Origin of the sequence: Pseudomonas sp. MF7453 (genome assembly GCF_016405455.1) — a bacterium.
GTDB lineage: Bacteria > Pseudomonadota > Gammaproteobacteria > Pseudomonadales > Pseudomonadaceae > Aquipseudomonas > Aquipseudomonas paralactis.
Genome location: NZ_JAEKCN010000008.1, coordinates 104,920 through 128,409, shown reverse-complemented (window position 1 = coordinate 128,409; position 23,490 = coordinate 104,920). Strand labels below are relative to the sequence as shown.

The window sequence follows — 23,490 nt, the reverse complement described above, 5'->3', positions numbered from 1 at the left end:
GGCCTGCGGATACTTATGCAGGCGCCATACCCAATGCAAGATGCTGAACGGTTACGAGCGGCAAACTGTGGTACGAACGTACAGGAATGTCGCAATTATGAAAGTTTTGCCATAAAAGCGTCGAATTGATGGTTTTTTTCGGTGCAATGTGCGCACCAAAAAAGCCCAGCCGAGGCGTCTAGCGCACTCGGTTGGGGCATGGATGTTACTTATCTAGACTCACGCCGTAGAAGGGCGTCAGTCCAAACGGGCTGATCTTGAAATCGCGCACTTCCTTGCGCAGAGGCTGGAAAACCGTCGAGTTCGCAATAGGCGTTATAGGTACCTGTTCCTTAAGGATTTTCTGCGCCTGTTGATACCACTTGATGCGCTGCTCGCGGTCGTTGCTGACCTTGGCTTGCTGCACCAGCTTGTCGTAGGCCGGGTTACACCATTTGGCGTAGTTGCTGCCCTTGACCGCAGCACAACTGTAGAGCACGCCGAGCCAGTTATCTGGGTCGCCGTTGTCGCCAGTCCAGCCGTAAATCATTGCATCATGTTCGCCATTTTTGGCGCGTTTAATGTATTCGCCCCACTCATAGCTGACGATGTTGGCCTTGATGCCGACCTTGGCCCAATCCTGTTGGATCATCTGTGCGGACATCCGCGCATTGGGGTTGGAGGCGCGTTGAACAGTCATCGCCCAAAGATTGATGGTGGTACCTGGTGCAACCCCTGCTTCTTTTAGTAGCAACCGGGCCTTGGTCGGATCGTACGGGGCATCCTTGATGTCGGGATCATAAGACCACTGCGCTGGCGGCAGTGCGTTCTGCGCCAATTGTCCGGCGCTCTGGTACACGGCCTTGATGATTGCCGGCTTGTCGATCGCCATGTCCAGGGCCTGGCGCACCTTGAGCTGGTCCAGCGGCGGGTGAGTCACGTTGTAGGCCAGAAAACCCAGGTTGAAACCAGCTTGTTGCAGCACGCGCAGGTTGCGATCCTGTTTCATCACGTCGATATCGGCAGGTCGCGGATAACCGCTGACCTGGCATTCACCGGCCTTGAGTTTTTGCAGGCGCGCGGCGGCGTCCGGGGTGATCGCAAATACCAGGTTATCGAGCTTCACGTCCTCGGGCTTCCAGTATTGTCTGTTGGCCACATAACGGATCTGCGCGTCTTTCTGGTAACGCTTGAACACAAACGGGCCGGTGCCGATCGGCTTCTGATTGATCTGCTCGGCCTGGCCTTCTTTCAAGAGCTGGGCGGCGTATTCGGCCGATTGCACCGAGGCGAAACTCATGGCCAGGTTCTGTACAAATGATGCATCGACGTTGTTCAGGGTGAAACGCACGGTGTGTTCGTCAAGTTTGTCGACGCTCTTGATCGTGGTGTTCAAGCCCATGTCGGTGAAGTAGGGCGATTCGGAGGGGTAAGCCTTGCGAAACGGGCTGTCGGCATCCAGCAGGCGATTAAAAGTGAACAGCACATCGTCGGCGTTGAAATCGCGGGTTGGGGTGAAGAAGTCGGTGGTGTGGAACTTGACCCCATCGCGCAGGTGGAATGTGTAGCTCAGGCCGTCCTTCGATACATCCCAGCTCGTGGCCAGGCCAGGTTCTACCTCGGTACCACCGCGCTTGAACTGAGTCAGGCGGTTGAACACGGTTTCGGCGGACGCGTCGAAATCAGTGCCGCTGGTGTACTGGCTGGGATCGAAGCCGGCGGGGCTGGCTTCGGAGCAGTAGACCAGTGTGGTAGCGGCTTGGGCCATCGGCATAAAGGCCAGGAGGCTGACGGTGAGGAGCAGTGGCTTGATGGCGATTCTTTCCATGGAGACCCCTAAGATGGCGGACGTATAAAACTGCCCAAACGAAAAAGGCGGTCACCGAGGTTACCGCCGTTCTGGTTACTCAGGTAGGAGCATGTGCGTCAAATGGTGCCCGTGGCTGCTCAGAGAAGTTTGAGTTATCTATTGCAAGGTTTTCAGACGGCTGAACTTTCGGTGATGGCGAAACAGCGTAAAAAAAGGCGCAGCCCGTTAAGGCTGCGCCATGGTGTTTTTTAAAGTTTATTGCAGCACTTCAATCACACCATCGGCACTCATGCTGACCTGGCTGGTGCCCGCTTCAACTTCAGGGGTCGGTGCCGAATCGGCCATGGCGGCCTTCATCATCATGCCACCGCGGGCATAAGGCATCGGGTAACCATTGGTGTTGAAGTTCAAGTTGACGATCTTGTAACCCTTGCCGCCCAGTGCGTCGGTGGCCAGTTGCGCACGGGCCTTGAACGCGGTAACGGCGTCTTTGAGCAGCGCATCTTCGCTGGCCTTGCGCGTGGCATCAGCGATGGCGAAGTCCATGTTTTCCATTTTCAAGGTGTTCAACAGCTCGCCGGTGAGCTTGGACAGCGCCGGGAAGTCTGCGCTTTCCAGGCGCAGTTCGGCGCGCTCGCGCCAGCCGGTGATCTTCTGGTTCTTGTTGTCGTAGATCGGGTAGCTGTTACGGCTGCCCTGGCGCAGGGTCACGCCTTTGACTTCGCGGGCCTGGCCCAGGGCAGTGTTCATGGTGGTGGTAATTTCAGCGGCAAGCTTGGCCGGGTCTGCGTTTTGCGACTCGGTGTAGAGGGTGACGATCATCTTGTCGCGGGCCACTTCCTGGCTGACTTCGGCGCGCAGGGAGATCTGGTTGTAATTCAGTGCATCGGCGGCCACCGCCGGCAGGCTGGCAATCGCGCTGGCGCTGAGAGTGATGATGGCTGCACTGCGAATGAAACGAGACATGGAAGCTCCTTGAGATAGTCGTGCTCGGTATGACTGTAGACGCTGGCATCGGGTTCTTCGGGTTTACACATTACCTACAAGTAGGCCTGCGCCGACGAACGGTCATTAGCCGAGCCTGCGTCAAAGAGCCACACGCGCCGTGCCAGCCGGTCTGCTTCGTTTATACTCGTGCCGATCCGCCTGCAGCGCTCATCGGGAGAGCTCATGCTCGCCGCCGTAAAACTGACTTCCGCCACTCGCCAGAACCTTTGGCGCCTGACGTTCATTCGTACCCTGGTATTGGCCGCACAGGCCGGTTCCGTCGGGCTCGCCTATTGGTTCGACCTGCTGCCGCTGCCCTGGCTGCAACTGGCTGTCACCCTTGGTTTTTCCACGGTGTTATGTGCGTTTACCGCCATACGGCTGCGCACCACCTGGCCGGTTACCGAGTTGGAATATGCCCTGCAACTGGCTTGCGACCTGTTTATCCACAGCGTGTTGCTGTATTTCTCCGGTGGGTCCACCAACCCGTTTGTTTCGTATTACCTGGTGCCACTGACCATCGCCGCCGTGACGTTGCCGTGGCGCTACTCGGTGGTGCTGTCGGGGATCGCGCTGACGCTGTACACCTTGCTGCTGGCTCAGTTCTACCCCTTGCAGACCTTCCCGATCGCACGGGAAAACCTGCAGATCTACGGGATGTGGTTGAGTTTTGCCCTGTCCGCTGCGGTGATCACCTTCTTCGCCGCACGCATGGCCGAAGAACTGCGCCGTCAGGAAGAATTGCGCGCCATTCGCCGTGAAGAGGGCTTGCGTGACCAGCAACTGCTGGCCGTCGCCACCCAGGCCGCCGGTGCCGCCCATGAGTTGGGTACGCCGCTGGCGACCATGAGCGTGCTGCTCAAGGAAATGACCCAGGACCATCACGACCCGGCCCTGCAGGATGACCTCAGCGTTTTGCAGGAGCAGGTCAAGCAGTGCAAGCTGACATTGCAGCAACTGGTGCGTGCCGCCGAAGCCAATCGCCGTCTGGCGGTGGAGATGCAGGACGTTACCCAGTGGCTCGATGAGGCCCTGAATCGCTGGCACCTCATGCGTCCCGAAGCCAGTTACCGCTTTAACCTGCTGGGCCAAGGCAGCGTGCCGCGCCTGGCGCCGCCGCCGGACCTGACCCAGGCGCTGCTCAACCTGCTGAACAACGCCGCTGACGCCTGCCCTGAAGGGCTCGGTGTACAGTTGGACTGGGACGCCGAGAACATCACCATCAGCATTCGTGACCACGGCGCGGGTGTGCCGCTGGCCATTGCCGAGCAGATCGGCAAACCGTTCTTTACCACCAAGGGCAAAGGCTTCGGCCTGGGCCTGTTTTTGAGCAAGGCCAGCGTGACCCGCGCGGGCGGCTCAGTGAAGCTCTATAGTCATGAGGAAGGTGGCACGCTCACCGAGCTGCGCCTGCCCCGTGTCGCACGAGGAGATATCGATGAGTGACGAGATCCAAGTCGAAGGCGAAGAACTGCCGCACCTGTTGCTGGTAGATGACGATGCGACCTTCACCCGCGTGATGGCGCGCGCCATGAGCCGTCGCGGTTTTCGCGTCAGCACCGCAGGGTCGGCCGAAGAAGGCCTGACCATCGCACAGGCCGACCTGCCGGACTACGCCGCCCTCGACCTGAAAATGGACGGCGACTCTGGCCTGGTACTGCTGCCCAAGCTGCTGGAGCTTGACCCTGAAATGCGCGTGGTGATCCTCACCGGTTATTCCAGCATCGCCACCGCCGTTGAAGCCATCAAGCGCGGCGCCTGCAACTACCTGTGCAAGCCGGCGGATGCCGACGACGTGCTGGCCGCACTGCTTTCCGAGCACGCCGACCTCGACACCCTGGTACCGGAAAACCCGATGTCGGTGGACCGCCTGCAATGGGAGCATATCCAGCGCGTGCTGACCGAGCACGAAGGCAATATCTCTGCCACTGCCCGCGCTCTGGGCATGCACCGCCGTACTTTGCAGCGCAAGTTGCAGAAGCGCCCGGTACGACGCTGAACGGCAACTGAACAACCCGCTTCAGGCTGCACGGATGCACGAACCGATCACCTATGATCGGTTCAAACGCCTGTGATGTTTTCCTACCGAGCCTGAACAATGAATCAGAACGCTGAGTACTCCGCGGTCAACGATGCGGTGCGTGGGCAATTTTTCCGCCGAACCTGGGCCATGATCACGCCTTATTGGCGCAGCGAGGAGAAGGGCAGGGCCTGGTTGCTGCTGGCCGCAGTGATTGGCCTGTCGCTGTTCAGCGTGGCGATTTCCGTGTGGATCAACCACTGGTACAAGGATTTCTACAACGCCCTGGAGAAGAAGGACACTGCTGCCTTCTGGCAACTGATCGGTTATTTTGGCGCGATCGCCGCCGTGGCGATTCTCGGTGCGGTTTATCGGCTCTACCTGACCCAGATGCTGACAATCCGCTGGCGTGCCTGGCTCACCGAAAAGCACTTCACCCGGTGGCTGGCCCACAAGAACTACTACCAGCTGGAGCAGGGCGGTTATACCGACAACCCGGACCAGCGGATTTCCGAGGACCTCAACAACTTCACCTCCGGCACTTTGAGCCTCGGCCTTGGGTTGCTGCGTAACGTGGTCAGCCTGGTGTCGTTCTCGATTATCCTGTGGGGTGTGTCGGGCAGCATCGAAGTGTTTGGCATCACCATCCCCGGTTATATGTTCTGGTGCGCGCTGCTGTACGCCGCCGTGGGCAGTTGGCTGACGCACCTGATAGGCCGCCGCTTGATCGGCCTGAGCAACCAGCAGCAACGCTTGGAGGCGGACCTGCGTTTTTCCATGGTGCGGGTGCGGGAGAATGCCGAGAGTATTGCCTTGTACAACGGCGAGCCGAATGAAAGGCAACGTTTGAGTACGCGCTTCGGCAAGGTCTGGCACAACTTCTGGGACATCATGAAAGTGTCCAAGCGCCTGACTTTTTTCACCGCCGGCTACGGCCAGATTGCGATCATCTTCCCGTTTATCGTCGCCGCCCCACGCTACTTCACCGGCAAGATCGAGCTGGGCGAGCTGATGCAAATCAACTCGGCGTTTGGCAACGTGCAGGAAAACTTCAGCTGGTTTATCAACGCCTACTCGGAACTGGCGACGTGGCGCGCCACCAGTGATCGTCTGCTGAGTTTTCAGCAAGCCATGAGCGACAACGAGCAGCGCGCTCCGGCCATCGATGTGCGCCCTGAAGGCGAGCGCCTGGTGATCAAGGACCTGGGCATGGACCTGGCCGACGGCCGTCACCTGCTCACCGACGCCGACATGACCGTGGAGCCTGGCCAGCGTGTCATGCTCAGCGGGCGTTCCGGCAGCGGCAAGAGCACCTTGCTGCGGGCGATGGGCCATCTGTGGCCGGCCGGTCATGGCAGCATTCGTCTGCCGGCGACGCGCTACTTGTTCCTGCCGCAGAAGCCTTACCTGCCGATTGGTACGCTCAAGGCGGTGCTCAGTTATCCACAAGACGACAGCGGTTATGCGGCCGAACGTTATGCACAGGTCCTTGAAACCTGTCGCCTGCCGCACCTGGTCGCTCGGCTGGATGAGGCCAATCATTGGCAACGTATGCTTTCGCCGGGAGAGCAACAGCGCCTGGCGTTTGCCCGTGCGTTATTGTTTGCACCGCGATGGTTGTACATGGACGAAGCGACCTCGGCGATGGATGAAGAGGACGAGGCAACCTTGTACCAGGCGTTGATCGATGAGTTGCCGGGATTGAGCATCGTCAGCGTCGGCCACCGCAGCAGCCTCAAGCGTTTCCACGGGCGGCATGTGCGCATCGACGGTGGGCGGTTGCAGGAACAACAACCGACCTGAACGCGTGCGCGCTCAATGTGGGAGCCGGGCTTGCCCGCGATGGCGGAGTGTCTGAGGCAGGTGTGTCAACGGGCACACCGCTATCGCAGGCAAGGCAGCTCCCACAGGAGGCGGTGTTGTCTGATGGTTCAGGCACCCAACAAAAAGCCCGGCTGATCATCGACCAGCCGGGCTTTTTTATTGCTTGAGGATGACTTACTTCTTCAAGCCGTAATGCTCATCCAACATGCCTGGAGCGTTCGGCGTTTTTGGCGCGTAGTCCCGTGGTGGCTCCTGGTTTTCCCGTGGCGGGGTCAAGCGTTCCCGCGGGGTTTGCGGTGCATCGGAATGCAGCGCAGCCAGCAGGCGCTGGCGAGTGATGTCGTCGAGGGCCAGGCGGTTAGCCCCATCGGCGAGGTGATCCTGTACTTCCTGGTAGCTCTGGGTGAGCTTCTTGACCAGGGTCGCGGTGCTGTTGAAGTGGGTAACAACCTCGTTCTGATAACTGTCAAAACGTTCCTGAATGTCATCCAGCTGACGCTGCGTGCGGTTAGGCGCGGCATTCGGCAGCAGGCGAGCAACCAGGAATCCAATGGCGACACCGGCAACCAGGGCAAGAGTCGGCAACAACCAAACTAAGAGCGAGTGTTCCACGAGTCCTTCCTCTATAAACGGCTTTGCTTTACGTTAACGGCTCAAACCTGCGCTGTATACCGCGATTAAGCTCGCAATGATGCCATGCACAGACTTTTAGCTAGACGAGTCGACCCCTTGAGAGGTCACGGAGTTCATCCTTGCTCATGCGTGAAACCCCCGTTTTGATCGATGGCCCGGTGGGCCAATTGGAAGCCCTGTACCTGGATCACCCCGAACCACGTGGGCTGGCGCTGATCTGCCACCCTAACCCGGTGCAGGGTGGGACCATGCTCAATAAAGTCGTTTCGACCCTGCAACGCACTGCCCGCGATGCCGGTTTGATTACTTTGCGTTTCAATTATCGTGGTGTCGGTGCCAGCGCCGGTACACACGATATGGCCAGTGGTGAAGTCGATGATGCCGAAGCGGCCGTTACCTGGCTGCGGGAAAAACACCCGGATCTGCCGATCACCTTGCTGGGTTTTTCCTTCGGTGGTTACGTCGCCGCCAGTCTTGGCGGCCGCCTGGAAGCCAAGGGCGAGAAGCTCGCGCACCTGTTCATGGCGGCGGCGGCGGTGATGCGCCTGGGCGAGTCGGACGTGCTGCCCCAAGGCTGCCCGTTGACGCTGATCCAGCCGGAAAGCGACGAAGTGGTCGACCCGCAAGTGGTCTACGCCTGGTCCGCCGCCCTGAAACGCCCCCATGAGTTGCTGAAAGTGGCAGAATGCGGACACTTTTTTCACGGCAAGCTGACCGATCTCAAGGATCTGGTGCTGCCACGCCTTTCGAATTGATGACAAGCGATCCCCCATGACGACCCGTACCCGTATCCTCACCGGCATCACCACCACCGGCACGCCGCACCTGGGCAACTATGCCGGTGCGATTCGCCCGGCGATCCTCGCCAGCGAAGACGCGAATGCCGATTCCTTCTACTTCCTGGCCGACTACCACGCCCTGATCAAATGCGACGACCCGCAGCGCATCCAGCGCTCGCGTATGGAAATCGCCGCGACCTGGCTGGCCGGTGGCCTGGATGTGAACCGGGTGACCTTCTACCGCCAGTCGGACATCCCGGAAATCCCCGAGCTGACCTGGCTGCTGACCTGCGTTGCCGCCAAGGGCCTGCTCAACCGCGCCCATGCCTACAAGGCCTCGGTGGACAAGAACGTGGAAAACGGTGAAGACCCGGATGCGGGCATCAGCATGGGCTTGTACAGCTACCCGGTGCTGATGGCGGCGGACATCCTGATGTTCAACGCGCACAAGGTGCCGGTGGGTCGCGACCAGATCCAGCACGTGGAAATGGCCCGCGACATCGGCCAGCGCTTCAACCACCTGTTCGGCAACGGTAAAGAATTCTTCACCATGCCCGAGGCGCTGATCGAAGAAAGCGTCGCCACCTTGCCGGGCCTGGATGGCCGCAAGATGTCCAAGAGCTACGACAACACCATCCCGTTGTTCACCAGCGCCAAGGACATGAAAGACGCGATCTCGCGGATCGTCACCGACTCCCGCGCGCCGGGCGAAGCCAAGGACCCGGACAACTCGCACCTGTTCACCCTGTACCAGGCGTTCGCGACCAAGGCCCAGGAAGAAGAGTTCCGTGGTGAGCTGCTGCAAGGCCTGGGCTGGGGCGAGGCGAAGAACCGTCTGTTCCAACTGCTCGACGGCCAGCTCGGCGAAGCGCGCGAGCGTTACCATCAACTGATGGCGCGCCCATCGGACATGGAAGACCTGCTGCAAGTCGGCGCCAAAAAGGCCCGCGCTGTGGCGGCACCGTTCCTGGCCGAGCTGCGTGAAGCGGTGGGCTTGCGTTCGTTCGTCAACCAGGCTGCGGCGCCGGTCGCCACCAAGAAAAAAGCGGCGAAGGCTGCACGTTTCGTGAGCTTTCGTGAGGAAGACGGCAGTTTCCGCTTCCGCCTGTTGGCCGCCGACGGCGAGCAACTGCTGTTGTCGCGCAACTTTACCGATGGCAAAGCAGCCGGCGCGGTGACCAGGCAACTGCAAGGTGGTGATGCGCTGGACGTGCGCTCCGAGGCTCTGAGCTTCAGCGTATGGCTGGACGGCGCCGCAGTAGCAGACGGTGCCGAGTACGTCGATGAAGCGTCGCGTGACGCGGCCATCGAAGCCTTGCGCGTTGCGTTAACCCCAATCGAGGATTAACCCGACCAAGGGTTGATTGCCATTCTCCAGGGCCGTCGTTACAGTGTCGGCCCGTTTTTGTTGCCTTGCTAACGAAATTATGACGCCCCTAGAACGATATCAAGCTGATCTGAAACGCCCTGAATTCTTCCATGACGCGGCCCAGGAAAATGCTGTGCGTCATTTGCAGCGCCTGTACGACGATCTGGTCGCGGCCTCGCAAAGCAAGCCAGGGATGTTCAGCAAGCTGTTTGGCAAGAAAGACCACACGCCGGTCAAGGGCCTGTACTTCTGGGGTGGCGTCGGCCGGGGCAAGACTTACCTGGTAGACACCTTCTTTGAAGCGCTGCCATTCAAAGAAAAGGTCCGTACTCACTTCCACCGCTTCATGAAGCGCGTGCACGAAGAGATGAAAACCCTGCCGGGTGAGAAAAACCCGCTGACCATCATTGCCAAGCGTTTCTCCCAAGAGGCACGGGTGATCTGCTTCGATGAATTCTTCGTCTCCGACATCACCGACGCCATGATCCTCGGCACTTTGATGGAAGAGTTGTTCAAGAACGGCGTGACCCTGGTGGCCACCTCGAACATCGTGCCTGATGGCCTGTACAAGGACGGCCTGCAGCGTGCGCGCTTCCTGCCGGCCATTGCGCTGATCAAGCAGAACACTGATATCGTCAACGTCGACAGCGGCGTCGACTACCGTCTGCGCCATCTGGAGCAAGCCGAACTGTTCCACTTCCCGCTGAACCAGGCGGCGCACGACAGCCTGAAAAAGAGCTTCCGCGCGCTGACGCCGGAATGCACTCAGGCGGTGGAAAACGACAAGCTGATGATCGAGAACCGCGAAATCATCGCCTTGCGTACCTGCGATGACGTGGCCTGGTTCGAATTCCGCCAACTGTGCGACGGCCCACGTAGCCAGAACGACTACATCGAGCTGGGCAAGATCTTCCATGCGGTGATCTTGAGCGGCGTGGAGCAGATGGGCGTGACCACCGACGACATTGCGCGGCGATTTATCAACATGGTCGACGAGTTTTACGACCGTAACGTCAAGCTGATCATCTCGGCGGAAGTCGAACTCAAGGACCTCTATACCGGCGGCCGCTTGAACTTCGAATTCCAGCGCACCCTGAGCCGCCTTCTGGAAATGCAGTCCCACGAGTTCCTGTCGCGCGGGCACAAGCCTTAATCAATCTCCAGCTCAATGGAGATCTAATGTGGGAGCCGGGCTTGCCCCCGATAACCATGGGTATCTACACAACTTTTTGTAGCCACTGCCGACGCTAACCACGATGCGAAGCGAGCCGCTCTTGCTCTGCTTTTGATCTTGATCTTAAGCGCCCCATCAAACCACGCTGGCCGGAATTCGACAGGGATTTGGGGGGTAAACCGGCAGGGATGCCGGTTTAGCCGCCCCGCGCCATGGATGGCGCGTGGCGGCGGCCCCCCAAATCCATGGCGGATTACGGGCACACCGAGCCTAGGCGAGGTGCCGAGTGGTGGGGCAAGAGCCCTTTGGTTACTTTGGGGCTCTTTTCCAAAGTGACCCGCTGTAAAAGCGGAACCAATAGCAGCCGTTACCCAAATAACGGATATGTACTCGATCAAAGCCCAACATCCTGGCCGGCTCTTAGGCCGCCATCGGGGGCAAGCCCCCTCCCACAGGTCCGGCGTCGCACCAAAGAGTTGTGTAGATACCCATGGTCATCGCAGGCAAGCCAGCTCCCACAATGGTTTATGTCTGCCTGAGATTAGGCGGCCTGCTGGAACTGCTGCCGATACTGGTTCGGCGACAACTCCGTGTGCTGCCTGAACAACCGCGCAAAGAAACTCGCATCGTCGTAACCCACCTCGTAACTGATGGTCTTGATGCTCTTGCGGCTGCCCGAGAGCAGGCCCTTTGCCGTCTCGATGCGCAGCCGTTGCAGGTAATGCAGCGGCTTGTCGCCGGTGGCGGTCTGGAAGCGGCGCATGAAGTTGCGGATGCTCATGCCGTGCTCCCGGGCGACGTCTTCGAAGCGGAACTTGTCGGCAAAATGCTCTTCGAGCCAGTGCTGGATCTGCAGGATGATCACGTCCTGATGCAGCTTTTGCCCGCCAAAACCGATACGCCCCGGCGAATAGCTGCGCTGCACTTCATAAAGGATGTCGCGGGCCACGGCCTGGGCGATGTTGGCGCCGCAAAAGCGTTCGATCAGGTAGATGTAAAGGTCGCAGGCCGACGTGGTACCGCCGGCGCAATACAGGTTGTCGGCATCGGTCAGGTGCTTGTCCTGGTTGAGCTGCACCCTGGGGAAGCGCTCGCTGAAGGCATTGAAGAACCGCCAGTAGGTGGTCGCCTCCTTGCCATCGAGCAGCCCGGCTTCGGCCAGCCAGAACACTCCGGTGGCTTCACCGCACAGCACGGCACCACGGGCATGTTGTGCGCGCAGCCACGGCAGCACTTGCGGGTAGCGCGTGCACAGGGCGTCGAAGTCGTCCCAGAAGGCCGGCAGCACAATGATATCGGCATCTTCCAGGCCACCGTCCACGGGCATGATCACATCGCTGAAGCTGCGCACTGATTGCCCGTCGGGGCTGACCAGACGTGTTTCGAATGCCGGGGTCAGGCCCAGGCCTTGCTGTTTGCCGTAGCGCAGGCTGGCCAGATGGAAAAAATCCTTGGCTTGCATGAGGGTGGAAGCGAATACCCGATCAATGGCCAAAATGCTGACGCGCCGCAACGGCGTGGAGATTTGGTTAGACATAATTTCATTTATTCTTATAGGGGAAAGTGGTCACCAGACGGCTGGATCGTCTTATTTTTTGTCGCATGTGTCCAGTGTCCCGTCACGCCATCGGGGCATAGGCTCTGTGGGCTCGTCCTTGTCCGACAATCCACGCAGGTGAACCATGATCCCCAGAACCTTGTTCAGCTCGGAGCACGAACTCTTCCGCGAGAGCGTGCGCACCTTCCTCGAAAAGCACGCCGTGCCCTTCCATGGGCAATGGGAAAAACAGGGCTATATCGACCGTAACCTGTGGAACCAGGCGGGGGAGGCGGGCATGTTGTGTTCCCACCTGCCGGAGGAATATGGCGGCCTGGGCGCAGATTTTCTCTACAGCGCAGTGGTGATCGAAGAAGTCAGTCGCCTGGGCTTGACCGGCATCGGCTTTTCCCTGCATTCGGATATCGTCGCGCCCTACATCCTGCATTACGGCAGTGAAGCGCTGAAGCACAAGTACCTGCCCAAGTTGATCTCCGGGGAGATGGTCACGGCCATTGCCATGACCGAGCCGGGCGCTGGTTCCGACCTGCAGGGCGTCAAGACCACAGCGGTTTTGGATGGCGATGAGTACGTGATCAACGGCTCCAAGACCTTTATCACCAATGGCTACCTGGCCGATCTGGTGATCGTCGTTGCCAAGACCGACCCCAAGGCCGGCGCCAAGGGCACCAGCCTGTTCCTGGTGGAAGCCGATACGCCGGGCTTCGACAAGGGCAAGCGCCTGGAAAAAGTCGGCATGAAGGCCCAGGACACCTCGGAGCTGTTCTTCCAGGACGTGCGTGTGCCCAAGGAAAACCTGCTGGGCCAGGCGGGCATGGGGTTTGCCTACCTGATGCAGGAACTTCCGCAAGAACGCCTGACCGTGGCGATTGGCGCGCTGTCCTCAGCCGAAGCGGCGTTGCAATGGACCCTGGACTACACCCGCGAGCGCAAGGCGTTCGGCAAGGCGATTGCCGACTTCCAGAACACCCGGTTCAAGCTGGCCGAGATGGCCACCGAGATTCAGATTGGTCGCGTGTTTGTCGACCAATGCATGGCCTTGCATCTGGAAGGCAAGCTGGACGTGCCCACGGCGGCGATGGCCAAGTACTGGGCCACGGACCTGCAATGCAAGGTGCTCGATGAGTGCGTGCAGTTGCATGGCGGCTACGGCTTCATGTGGGAATACCCGATCGCCCGGGCCTGGGCGGATGCGCGGGTGCAGCGCATTTATGCGGGGACCAATGAAATCATGAAGGAGATTATTGCGCGGGCGCTTTGATTGTCTGGTGCTCTTGATGGCCTCATCGCAGGCAAGCCAGCTCCCACATTTGACGGTATTCACAGATCAAAATGTGGGAGCTGGCTTGTCGGGTCGCCGCATCGCTGCGATAGCGGTCTGAAGGTCAATCAAGGCGCCGGATTCGGATGATCCTTCTGAATCGCCTCAATCCCATCCAGCACCTCTTTCGACAGTTTCAGTTCGGCACTGGCAATATTGCTATCCAACTGCTCCAGCGATGTGGCCCCAATAATATTGCTGGTCACAAACGGCTGCTGCGTCACAAACGCCAGCGCCATCTGCGCCGGGTCCAGGCCATGTTCGCGCGCCAGCGCCACATACCGGCTGCACGCGGCTTCCGATTGCGGGTTGAAGTAGCGGCTGAAGCGGCTGTACTCGGTCAGGCGGGCCTTGGCCGGGCGAGCGCCATTTTCGTACTTGCCACTGAGCATGCCGAACGCCAAAGGCGAATAGGCCAGCAAGCCGCACTGCTCGCGGATGGCAACTTCCGCCAGGCCCACTTCAAAGCTGCGGTTGAGCAGGTTATAGGGGTTTTGGATCGACACCGCGCGCGGCCAGCCACGGGCTTCGGCCAGGGCCAGGAACTTCATGGTGCCCCACGGGGTTTCGTTGGACAGGCCGATGTGGCGGATCTTGCCGGCCTTGACCTGTTCATCCAGGGCTTCGAGGGTTTCTTCCAGCGGGGTGAGGTCGTCTTCGTCCTTGTGCTTGTAGCTCAACTGGCCGAAGAAGTTGGTGCTGCGCTCCGGCCAGTGCAATTGGTAGAGGTCGATCCAGTCGGTCTGCAGGCGCTTGAGGCTGGCGTCGAGGGCTGCGGCGATGTGCTTGCGATTGTGGCGCAGGTGGCCATCGCGGATATAGTCGATGGTGTTGCCGGGGCCGGCGATCTTGCTGGCGAGGGTCCAGTCGGCGCGGTCGCCACGGCTTTTGAAATAGTTGCCGATGTAGCGCTCGGTGGTGGCGTAGGTGTCGGCCTTGGGCGGTACCGGGTACATTTCTGCGGTATCGAGGAAGTTGATCCCCGCGGCCTTGGCCCGTTCGATCTGCGCGAAAGCCTCTGCCTCGCTGTTCTGCTCGCCCCAGGTCATGGTGCCCAACGCGATGGCGCTGACGTTCAGATCGGTGCGGCCCAGCTGTCGGTAATCCATCGGGTACTCCTTCGGGGGAAAACAATCATAAAAGCAGGTTGAATTTTTTTTCGCAATCTGCATAATTGCCCACCTCTTTCTGCAGTGGAAGTGATGCGCCGCCTGCCGAAGAATCTTGCCGTTGAACGGACGCGCCGACCCGAGCCCCCGATAGCGTCTGTATCCGGCTGCCTTTGACTTGTCAAAGTACGCACTATTCAGTAAGATCCGCCGTCTAATTTACAGGGCGGCCCCTGAGGCTATTAAAGAATGACAACTTTTACTGCAAAACCGGAAACAGTTCAGCGCGACTGGTTTGTCGTCGACGCCGCTGGTCAGACCCTGGGTCGTCTGGCCACTGAAGTCGCCAGCCGTCTGCGTGGCAAACACAAGCCTGAATACACCCCGCACGTTGATACCGGTGACTACATCGTGATCATCAACGCTGAGCAGGTACGTGTTACCGGCAACAAAGCGCAAGACAAAATGTACTACCGTCACTCCGGTTTCCCAGGCGGTATCAAGTCTTCCAACTTTGAAGGCCTGATCTCCAAGAAGCCTGAAGCCCCGATCGAAATCGCGGTCAAAGGCATGCTGCCGAAGGGCCCACTGGGTCGCGATATGTTTCGCAAGCTGAAAGTCTATGCGGGCGCTGTACACCCTCATGCTGCTCAGCAGCCCCAAGAACTGAAGTTTTAACGGAATAGTTCATTATGTCGGCGACTCAAAATTACGGCACTGGCCGTCGCAAAACCGCAACCGCACGCGTTTTCCTGCGTCCGGGCACTGGTAACATCTCGATCAACAACCGCTCCCTGGACAACTTCTTCGGTCGCGAAACTGCCCGCATGGTAGTTCGTCAGCCGCTGGAATTGACCGAGACCGTTGAAAAGTTCGACATCTACGTCACCGTTATCGGTGGCGGTGTAAGTGGTCAAGCTGGCGCAATCCGCCACGGTATCACTCGCGCTCTGATGCAGTACGACGAAACCCTGCGTGGCGCTCTGCGCAAAGCTGGCTTCGTTACTCGCGATGCTCGTGAAGTTGAACGTAAGAAAGTCGGTCTGCGTAAAGCGCGTAAGCGTCCGCAGTACTCGAAGCGTTAATTCGCTTTACGTTCCAAAAAACGCCCAGCCTCCTCACGGAGCTGGGCGTTTTTTATTGCCTGCGATTTATGCACATTTTTCGCCGTGACAACTTGCCACATCCGTAGACCCCCTATACTACAAGGCCTGAGGGCGGAGGCCCGGGCAATTCCCTTGTCATACGTGGGGCTTTTCATTACCATCCGTCAAAATTTTTATAAGTAAAGATTCAACACTTAGTAGACGCCTGATTTAACAGGCCAAAAAGCTGATGGGAGAGGACTGAATGAGCAATGACGGCGTGAATGCAGGCCGGCGTCGCTTCTTGGTAGCAGCCACATCCGTGGTGGGTGCTGCAGGAGCGGTGGGGGCTGCGGTCCCGTTCGTGGGGTCATGGTTTCCCAGTGCCAAGGCGAAAGCCGCAGGTGCACCGGTGAAAGTGAATGTCAGCAAGATCGAGCCAGGCCAGCAGATGATTGCTGAATGGCGCGGCCAGCCGGTTTTCATTGTTCGCCGTACCGAGGAAATCCTGGGGAATCTCAAGAAGATTGAAGGCCAGTTGTCTGACCCCCAATCCGAGAAATCCGACCAACCCGCCTACGCCAAGAACGAAGCACGTTCGATCAAGCCAGAGATCCTGCTGCTGGTTGGTCTGTGTACCCACCTGGGTTGCTCCCCTACCTTCCGCCCGGAAGTAGCGCCTGTCGACTTGGGCAAGGACTGGGTCGGTGGTTATTTCTGCCCGTGCCACGGCTCCCATTACGACCTCGCCGGCCGCGTCTACAAGTCCCAGCCCGCGCCACTGAACCTGCCCGTGCCGCCGCATACCTACGAAACTGACGACCTCATAGTCATTGGCCTCGATAAGGAGAACGCGTGATGAGCAAGTTCATGGATTGGGTGGATGCGCGCTTCCCCGCCACTAAAATGTGGGAAGACCATCTCAGCAAATATTACGCGCCAAAAAACTTTAACTTCTTCTACTTCTTTGGCTCTCTGGCCCTGTTGGTGCTGGTCAACCAGATTGTCACCGGCGTCTGGCTGACGATGAGCTACACGCCTTCGGCGGAAGAGGCGTTCGCCTCCGTCGAATACATCATGCGTGACGTCGAGTACGGCTCCATCCTGCGCCTGCTGCACTCCACCGGTGCGTCGGCGTTCTTTATCGTCGTTTACCTGCACATGTTCCGCGGCCTGCTCTACGGCTCCTACCAGAAGCCCCGCGAGCTGGTGTGGGTGTTTGGCATGTTGATCTACCTGGCACTGATGGCTGAGGCCTTCATGGGCTACCTGCTGCCATGGGGCCAGATGTCGTACTGGGGCGCCCAGGTGATCATCTCGCTGTTCGGCGCGATCCCGGTGATCGGCAATGACCTGACCCAGTGGATTCGCGGTGACTACCTGATCTCCGGTATCACTCTGAACCGCTTCTTCGCCTTGCACGTGGTGGCCCTGCCGATCGTGATCCTGGGACTGGTGGTGCTGCACATCCTGGCGCTGCACGAGGTGGGCTCCAACAACCCTGATGGCGTGGATATCAAGAAGCACAAGGACGAGAACGGCATCCCGCTCGACGGCATTCCATTCCATCCTTACTACACCGTGAAAGACATTGTCGGCGTAGTGGTGTTTCTGTTTGTGTTCTGCTCGATCGTGTTCTTTTTCCCGGAGATGGGTGGCTATTTCCTGGAGAAACCTAACTTCGAACAGGCCAACGCTTTCAAGACACCCGAGCACATTGCTCCGGTCTGGTACTTCACGCCGTTCTACGCGATCTTGCGTGCGATCCCCGACAAACTCATGGGCGTGATCGCCATGGGCGCAGCCATCGCAGTGCTGTTCGTGCTGCCGTGGCTCGACCGAAGCCCGGTCAAGTCGATGCGTTACAAAGGCTGGCTGAGCAAGATCTGGCTGTGGGTGTTCTGCATTTCGTTCGTGATCCTGGGTGTTCTGGGCGTCCTGGCGCCGACCCCTGAGCGTACGTTGCTGTCGCAGGTTTGCACCTTCCTGTACTTCGCCTACTTCATTCTGATGCCGTTCTATACCCGGCTCGAGAAGACCAAACCGGTTCCGGAAAGGGTGACTGGCTGATGAAAAAGTTATTCGTTGCATTCGTGCTTGCGGCCCTGCCGCTACTGTCCTTCGCCGCCGAGCATGGCGCGCAGCTGGAAAAAGTCGATATCGATGTGTCTGACAAGGCCGCCATGCAGGACGGGCTGCGTACATTCACCAACTATTGCATGGGGTGTCACAGCGCCAAGTTCCAGCGCTACGAGCGTGTCGCCGATGACCTGGGCATTCCCCATGAGGTGATGCTCAGCCACGCGGTGTTCACCGGCGCCAAGATTGGCGACCATATGAACATCGGCATGCAACCGGCTGATGCCAAAACCTGGTTCGGCGCCGCACCGCCGGACTTGACTCTGGTGGCCCGTGTACGCGGTACCGATTGGCTTTACGGCTACCTCAAGTCCTTCTATGAAGACCCGGCGCGCCCTTATGGCGTAAACAACAAAGTCTTCCCGAATGTCGGTATGCCGAACGTTCTGGTCGGCCTGCAGGGCCGTCAAGTGGTAGGATGCAAGCAGGTTCAGGTCGTTGAAGACGGCAAGAAGCAATACGATCCGTTGACCGGCACGCCGCTGACCCATGAAGCGTGCGATCAACTGACCATCGTGCCCAAAACCGGTACGCTGAACGAAGAGCAGTTCGACGAGAAGGTCAAGAACCTGGTGACCTTCCTGGCCTACTCGGCCAACCCGGTCAAACTGCAGCATCAGCGCATCGGTACGTACGTCTTGCTGTACCTGGCTTTCTTCTTCGTATTCGCTTATCTGCTCAAGCGCGAATACTGGAAGGATGTGCATTGATCCAACCGTAAGCAATTGCTGTTAATCTTGCGCGCCCAGCGGTATCTCTGAACACGTAACGCCTGGTTTGACCGGACGTTACAGAGATGCTCTCTGGGCGCGCTCGTTTTTGAGCTTTCGATAATTTCAACAAGCGAGGAGGACCGCCATGGGCGTGACCAATCGGTTGGCCTGTTACTCCGACCCCGCCGACCACTATTCCCACCGAGTACGCATCGTGCTCGCAGAGAAGGGTGTCAGCGCCGAGATCATCAGTGTGGAGGCGGGCCGTCAGCCGCCGAAACTGATCGAAGTGAACCCTTACGGCAGCTTGCCCACCCTGGTCGATCGTGACCTGGCGTTGTGGGAGTCAACCGTGGTGATGGAATACTTGGATGAGCGTTACCCGCATCCGCCTTTGCTGCCGGTGTACCCGGTGGCGCGTGCCAACAGCCGCCTGCTGATCCATCGGATCCAGCGTGACTGGTGCGGGCTGGTGGATGTGATTCTGGATTCACGGTCAAAAGAGGCCGTTCGGGTGCAGGCGCGCAAGGAATTGCGCGAAAGCCTGACCGGTGTTTCGCCGCTGTTTGCCGATAAACCTTTTTTCCTCAGTGAGGAACAAAGCCTGGTGGATTGCTGCCTATTACCCATACTCTGGCGCTTGCCGATCCTGGGCATTGAACTGCCACGGCCGGCCAAGCCGCTGCTTGATTACATGGAGCGCCAATTTGCGCGTGAGGCTTTCCAGGCGAGTCTGTCTGGTGTCGAACGCGATATGCGCTAAGGCTTAAGGAGCCGTTGATGAACTCCAGTCGACCTTATTTGGTCCGCGCGCTCTATGAGTGGATTGTGGACAACGATTGCACACCGCACATGCTGGTCAATTCCGAGTTTCCCAAGGTGGATGTGCCACAGGGTTTCGCCAGCGACGGACAAATCGTGCTGAACGTATCGCCCAGTGCCGTGCGCCATCTGCACATGGACAACGAAGCGGTGAGCTTTGAAGGGCGTTTCGGTGGCGTGCCGCATACGCTGTTCGTGCCCATTGGTGCCATCCTGGGGATCTACGCCCGGGAAAATGGCCAGGGCATGGTGTTCGATCTGGAGTCGCCTTTCGAGGACGACGAAACGATCGAAGGCGAGGGCGGTGATGATGTGCCACCACCGGACACCGAGCCGCCGCGCCCTAGCGGTCGGCCGAGCTTGAAAGTGGTGAAGTAGGCGGATTTTGTCTTCACACCGCTCTGAAAAATGCCTCGACATATGTCGGGGCATTTTTTTGCGCGAAGGATATGGATGAAAGTCGCGCCACAACGGTGATCGTACAACCACCATGGGCTATGATGCGTCTTTAGTTCGCCGAGAAAGATGGTTCATCATGGAAAACGCCAGCGCCGCTCCACGTCTGCCCCGCAAGCGCCGCAGCCTTGCCCAGGAATTGGTCACGGTGTTGTCCGAGCAGATCCGCGATGGCCAGCTCAAACGCGGCGATAAACTGCCTACCGAGTCGGCGATCATGGACGCTCACGGTGTCAGCCGCACCGTAGTGCGTGAAGCCATCTCGCGCCTGCAAGCGGCGGGGCAGGTCGAGACCCGTCATGGCATCGGCACCTTCGTGCTGGACACCCCCAGCCCCAGCGGCTTCCGCATTGACCCGGCCACCGTGGTGACCCTGCGTGATGTGCTGGCGATTCTGGAGCTGCGTATCAGCCTGGAAGTGGAGTCGGCGGGTCTTGCCGCCTTGCGTCGCAGTGATGCGCAACTGGCTGCCATGCGGGCGGCCCTTGATGCGCTGAATGAAAGTGCGGCCCACGCGGGTGACGCGGTGGCATCAGACTTTGCTTTCCACCTGGAAATTGCACTGTCTACCGGCAACCGTTACTTCACCGACATCATGACCCACCTGGGCACCAGCATCATTCCGCGCACGCGCTTGAATTCGGCCCGCCTGGCCCATGACGACCAACAGCACTACATGAGTCGCCTGAGCCGCGAACACGAAGAAATCTATGAGGCGATTGCCCGCCAGGATTCGGATGCGGCGCGGGCGGCCATGCGTCTGCATTTGACCAATAGCCGTGAGCGGCTGCGCCATGCCCATGAAGAGGCAGAAGCACAGCGCGGCTGAGGTTTGCCCATGTGGGAGCTGGCTTGCCTGCGATGGCGGCCTGCCAACCGGCGGCTATCTACCTGACACCCCAACGATCCTACTGTGGGGCTTGCTCGCGAAGGCGGTCTGGCAGTCAACACGGTTGGATTGTGTACATATCCATTGCTGCGGTAACGGCCATTTAGGGTTCCGCCCTGACGGCGGGTCACTTTGGAAAAGCCCCAAAGTAACCAAAGGGCTCTTGCCCCACCACTCGGCACCTCGCCTAGGCTCGGTGTGCCCGTAATCCGCCAGGGATTTGGGGGGCCGCCGCCACGCGCCATCCATGGCGCGGGGCGGCTAAACCGGCACCCCTGCCGGTTTACCCCCCAAATCCCTGTCGAATTCCGGCCAGCGTGGTTTAACGGGGCGCCTGAGATCAAAAGCAGATCAAGAGCAGATCAAGATCAAGAGCGGCTCGCTTCGCATCGTGGAATGTGTGGCCGGGCGCGGTCAGCTGTGGGAGCAGGCAAGCCAGCTCCCACAGTTGATCTCCATTATCTGGAGTACCGCGTCTATTTAGCTGGCGGGTTGATTAGGCTTGTAGTCCTTAAGCAGCAAGTACGTGCTCCACCCCCACCAATCATTGGTCCAGTGCTTGTCGTTCAAATCGTTGACGTCCTTGCGCCGCAGTACCTTGTCCCCCTCCATCTTGAACAGCGGCGAGAAGTTATTCGCCGGGTTTTGCGCGGCGTTCAGGTCGGGCACATACAGCGGTGCCTTGAACTCAGCCGGGGAGGGTGCGATGCCGCTGATGAAGGTTTCGAAAATCTCATCGGCCGAGGCCTGTACGGCCCCTTTGACCTGCACGCGATTGTCGGCGTCGATGCTGTCGAAGTAGCGCTTGTCGCCGTAGGCATGCCACTGAGCGCCCATGGCATTGCGCACCTTGAGCCCGAATTTACTGTCTTCATCGTGCATGAAGCGGCTGATCAGCGAGCCGAGTTCTCCTGGCGTCACCACTGCCGCCAGTTGTTTGCGCGGTACCCGCAGGTGGCCGGCGGAAAACAGGTCGGTCAAAAAGTGATCGGCAAAGCTGTTCATGGCGTAGGCCAATTCCAGGGCCTGGTCGGTGCCGGTCTGGTGGGCCACCACTGCCTGTTGCAGCGCCGCCGTATGGCCGGCCAGGTACGCGGACAAGGCCCATTCACCGAAGTGATCGGCATTATCGGCGGCCAGCTTGAGGTAGCGCCCCAGAGGAATCAGGGCCGAAACAGCGCTGCCGCCGCCGGTGATGCGGTTCCACTCCTCGGACAACGTATCACCAAGGGCGTCATAGGCTTCGTGCGGCTGTTTGCCTTCCTTGATCGCCTGGTTGACGGCATTGATCTCCTTTTGCATCACCGCCAGGATCTTCTGCGCTTCTTGCCGTGAAGCGGGCAGCACGGCGAGAGAGTTGAAAGCGGCGGTGAAGCGTTGCACGCGCTCGGCCGGGGAGTTGCCATCGCTGATCGGTTGGCCGGGGATGCCATAGAAGTCGCCGCCCAGGGCGATCACTTGGCCATAGGTGAGTGCGAGCCCGTTTGGTAGGTGCAGTTCGACTTGGCGTGCAGGGATGGCCGGGGCGTCCTTGCTGAAGCGAAGCAGGGTTTCATCGCCGATGGCGGTGTGTTCACCGCCTTCGAAACGCAGGGTAGGCGGGGTTTTTTCGGGTGCTGCGAGTTCAAGACCTGACATGTTAGCTCCTTGCTATGTCGTGGAAATCTTCCTTTTTAACTGTATGCATATACAGTTAAAGCCACTATAGGTGAGAAATTTCCTACGTCAAGAATTGCAATCCAAACATCAGGTGCCAGACGGGGCTCGACGAATTGCTGTTGACGAATCTTTTTATAGTTGTACGATGACGTACGACATTGCCAAACCAACAATAACCTTTCGACAGAAAGTCTTCGCCCAGGGTGTTCGAATAATGAATCCACAAGAACTGAAGTCCATCCTCTCCCACGGTCTGCTGTCTTTCCCGGTGACCGATTTCAACGCCCAGGGTGATTTCCACCAGGCGGGTTACATCAAGCGCCTGGAATGGCTCGCCCCTTACGGCGCCACAGCGCTGTTCGCTGCGGGCGGCACCGGTGAGTTTTTCTCCCTGGCTGCCAGCGAATATTCCCAGGTGGTAAAAACCGCCGTAGACACCTGCGCCTCCAGCGTGCCGATTCTGGCCGGTGTGGGCGGTTCGACCCGCCAGGCCATTGAGTACGCCCAGGAGGCCGAACGCCTCGGTGCCAAAGGCTTGCTGTTGCTGCCGCACTATCTGACTGAAGCCAGCCAGGATGGGGTTGCCGCCCACGTTGAAGCGGTGTGCAAGTCGGTCAAGATCGGCGTGGTGGTGTACAACCGCAACGTCTGCCGCCTCACCGCACCGCTGTTGGAGCGCCTGGCCGAGCGTTGCCCGAACCTGATCGGCTACAAGGATGGCTTGGGTGATATCGAGTTGATGGTGTCGATCCGTCGTCGCCTGGGTGATCGTTTCAGCTACCTCGGCGGCCTGCCGACTGCAGAGGTTTATGCCGCTGCCTACAAGGCCCTGGGAGTGCCGGTGTACTCCTCGGCGGTGTTCAACTTCATCCCGAAAACCGCCATGGATTTCTACCACGCCATTGCCCGCGAAGATCACGCCACCGTCGACAAGATCATCGACGACTTTTTCCTGCCATACCTGGACATCCGTAATCGCAAAGCCGGGTACGCCGTGAGTATCGTCAAGGCCGGCGCGAAAATCGTCGGGTATGACGCAGGTCCGGTGCGCACGCCGCTGACCGATCTGCTGCCGGAAGAATACGAAGCCCTGGCCGCGCTGATCGACAAGCAAGGCGCGCAATAAATTATCCACAAGGCCGCTGAGCAATCAGCGGCCTTTTG

22 protein-coding genes are annotated in these 23,490 nt (G+C 59.1%); 16 read left to right on the top strand and 6 right to left on the bottom strand.

From position 1 onward, the window contains the following. Positions 1-205 precede the first annotated feature (205 nt). Both JFT63_RS14445 and JFT63_RS14440 read right to left on the bottom strand, forming a co-directional pair. Complete coding sequence (locus JFT63_RS14445; protein ID WP_198844192.1) at positions 206-1,807, bottom strand: ABC transporter substrate-binding protein; 1,602 nt, start codon at positions 1,805-1,807, stop codon at positions 206-208. Positions 1,808-2,044: 237 nt separating this feature from the next. Further along, entirely contained in the window at positions 2,045-2,755 is a 711-nt protein-coding gene (locus JFT63_RS14440; RefSeq protein ID WP_057701623.1) for an SIMPL domain-containing protein, read from the bottom strand. Between the two features lie 204 nt (positions 2,756-2,959). Here JFT63_RS14440 and JFT63_RS14435 point away from each other — a divergent pair, with 204 nt between their 5' ends. The 3 genes from JFT63_RS14435 to JFT63_RS14425 all read left to right on the top strand — a co-directional run bounded on the left by JFT63_RS14435 (position 2,960) and on the right by JFT63_RS14425 (position 6,599). Beyond that, positions 2,960-4,222 carry an ATP-binding protein gene (locus JFT63_RS14435; protein ID WP_032877809.1) on the top strand — a complete coding sequence of 421 codons (1,263 nt, stop codon included), beginning with the start codon at positions 2,960-2,962 and terminating at the stop codon, positions 4,220-4,222. Further along, positions 4,215-4,775: a response regulator transcription factor gene (locus JFT63_RS14430; RefSeq protein WP_003171731.1), complete on the top strand. Its 561-nt coding sequence runs from the start codon at positions 4,215-4,217 to the stop codon at positions 4,773-4,775. The genes JFT63_RS14435 and JFT63_RS14430 overlap by 8 nt, the downstream gene beginning before the upstream one ends. A gap of 99 nt (positions 4,776-4,874) precedes the next feature. Further along, positions 4,875-6,599, top strand: a complete 1,725-nt coding sequence (locus JFT63_RS14425) for an ABC transporter ATP-binding protein/permease (protein WP_198844191.1) — start codon at positions 4,875-4,877, stop codon at positions 6,597-6,599. A 195-nt stretch (positions 6,600-6,794) separates the two neighbouring features. On the opposite strand, the gene JFT63_RS14420 is transcribed toward JFT63_RS14425, so the two are convergent. Further along, positions 6,795-7,232 carry a YhcB family protein gene (locus JFT63_RS14420; RefSeq protein ID WP_003171734.1) on the bottom strand — a complete coding sequence of 146 codons (438 nt, stop codon included), beginning with the start codon at positions 7,230-7,232 and terminating at the stop codon, positions 6,795-6,797. Between the two features lie 146 nt (positions 7,233-7,378). On the opposite strand from JFT63_RS14420, the gene JFT63_RS14415 reads away from it, so the two are divergent. The 3 genes from JFT63_RS14415 to zapE all read left to right on the top strand — a co-directional run bounded on the left by JFT63_RS14415 (position 7,379) and on the right by zapE (position 10,554). Further along, positions 7,379-8,008 (top strand): alpha/beta hydrolase, encoded by a 630-nt coding sequence (locus JFT63_RS14415; RefSeq protein WP_198844190.1) that lies wholly within the window; start codon positions 7,379-7,381, stop codon positions 8,006-8,008. Between the two features lie 16 nt (positions 8,009-8,024). Further along, a complete protein-coding gene (locus JFT63_RS14410) occupies positions 8,025-9,380 on the top strand; it encodes a tryptophan--tRNA ligase (protein ID WP_057701619.1) in 1,356 nt (451 codons plus the stop codon). Positions 9,381-9,459: 79 nt separating this feature from the next. Continuing rightward, positions 9,460-10,554, top strand: coding sequence for a cell division protein ZapE (gene zapE / locus JFT63_RS14405; RefSeq protein ID WP_005784768.1), 1,095 nt, complete (start codon positions 9,460-9,462; stop codon positions 10,552-10,554). Between the two features lie 562 nt (positions 10,555-11,116). Here zapE and JFT63_RS14400 read toward each other — a convergent pair. Then, positions 11,117-12,013, bottom strand: coding sequence for a GlxA family transcriptional regulator (locus tag JFT63_RS14400; protein WP_198708283.1), 897 nt, complete (start codon positions 12,011-12,013; stop codon positions 11,117-11,119). 244 nt (positions 12,014-12,257) lie between these two features. Here JFT63_RS14400 and JFT63_RS14395 point away from each other — a divergent pair, with 244 nt between their 5' ends. Then, entirely contained in the window at positions 12,258-13,394 is a 1,137-nt protein-coding gene (locus JFT63_RS14395) for an acyl-CoA dehydrogenase family protein (RefSeq protein ID WP_057701617.1), read from the top strand. Positions 13,395-13,522: 128 nt separating this feature from the next. On the opposite strand, the gene JFT63_RS14390 is transcribed toward JFT63_RS14395, so the two are convergent. Next, complete coding sequence (locus tag JFT63_RS14390; protein WP_198844189.1) at positions 13,523-14,563, bottom strand: NADP(H)-dependent aldo-keto reductase; 1,041 nt, start codon at positions 14,561-14,563, stop codon at positions 13,523-13,525. Positions 14,564-14,812: 249 nt separating this feature from the next. On the opposite strand from JFT63_RS14390, the gene rplM reads away from it, so the two are divergent. The 8 genes from rplM (at position 14,813) to JFT63_RS14350 (ending at position 20,607) form a co-directional block, all read left to right on the top strand. Beyond that, positions 14,813-15,241, top strand: coding sequence for a 50S ribosomal protein L13 (gene rplM / locus JFT63_RS14385; RefSeq protein WP_003171742.1), 429 nt, complete (start codon positions 14,813-14,815; stop codon positions 15,239-15,241). A gap of 14 nt (positions 15,242-15,255) precedes the next feature. Then, positions 15,256-15,648: a 30S ribosomal protein S9 gene (gene rpsI, locus JFT63_RS14380; RefSeq protein ID WP_002555064.1), complete on the top strand. Its 393-nt coding sequence runs from the start codon at positions 15,256-15,258 to the stop codon at positions 15,646-15,648. Positions 15,649-15,913: 265 nt separating this feature from the next. After that, positions 15,914-16,507, top strand: coding sequence for a ubiquinol-cytochrome c reductase iron-sulfur subunit (petA, locus tag JFT63_RS14375; RefSeq protein ID WP_099587089.1), 594 nt, complete (start codon positions 15,914-15,916; stop codon positions 16,505-16,507). Then, a complete protein-coding gene (locus JFT63_RS14370; protein WP_003188526.1) occupies positions 16,507-17,718 on the top strand; it encodes a cytochrome b in 1,212 nt (403 codons plus the stop codon). Before petA ends, JFT63_RS14370 begins: the two co-directional genes overlap by 1 nt. Beyond that, complete coding sequence (locus JFT63_RS14365; protein ID WP_005784777.1) at positions 17,718-18,497, top strand: cytochrome c1; 780 nt, start codon at positions 17,718-17,720, stop codon at positions 18,495-18,497. The genes JFT63_RS14370 and JFT63_RS14365 overlap by 1 nt, the downstream gene beginning before the upstream one ends. 148 nt (positions 18,498-18,645) lie before the next feature. Beyond that, positions 18,646-19,263, top strand: coding sequence for a glutathione S-transferase N-terminal domain-containing protein (locus JFT63_RS14360; protein WP_057701613.1), 618 nt, complete (start codon positions 18,646-18,648; stop codon positions 19,261-19,263). Positions 19,264-19,280: 17 nt separating this feature from the next. Continuing rightward, positions 19,281-19,700: a ClpXP protease specificity-enhancing factor gene (locus tag JFT63_RS14355; RefSeq protein ID WP_057701612.1), complete on the top strand. Its 420-nt coding sequence runs from the start codon at positions 19,281-19,283 to the stop codon at positions 19,698-19,700. 157 nt (positions 19,701-19,857) lie between these two features. Continuing rightward, on the top strand, positions 19,858-20,607 hold the full coding sequence (locus JFT63_RS14350; protein ID WP_032877801.1) for a FadR/GntR family transcriptional regulator: 750 nt from the start codon (positions 19,858-19,860) through the stop codon (positions 20,605-20,607). A gap of 540 nt (positions 20,608-21,147) precedes the next feature. On the opposite strand, the gene JFT63_RS14345 is transcribed toward JFT63_RS14350, so the two are convergent. Continuing rightward, positions 21,148-22,305, bottom strand: a complete 1,158-nt coding sequence (locus JFT63_RS14345; RefSeq protein WP_057701611.1) for a hypothetical protein — start codon at positions 22,303-22,305, stop codon at positions 21,148-21,150. Positions 22,306-22,540: 235 nt separating this feature from the next. Here JFT63_RS14345 and kdgD point away from each other — a divergent pair, with 235 nt between their 5' ends. Beyond that, on the top strand, positions 22,541-23,452 hold the full coding sequence (kdgD, locus tag JFT63_RS14340) for a 5-dehydro-4-deoxyglucarate dehydratase (RefSeq protein WP_034118093.1): 912 nt from the start codon (positions 22,541-22,543) through the stop codon (positions 23,450-23,452). Positions 23,453-23,490 lie beyond the last annotated feature (38 nt).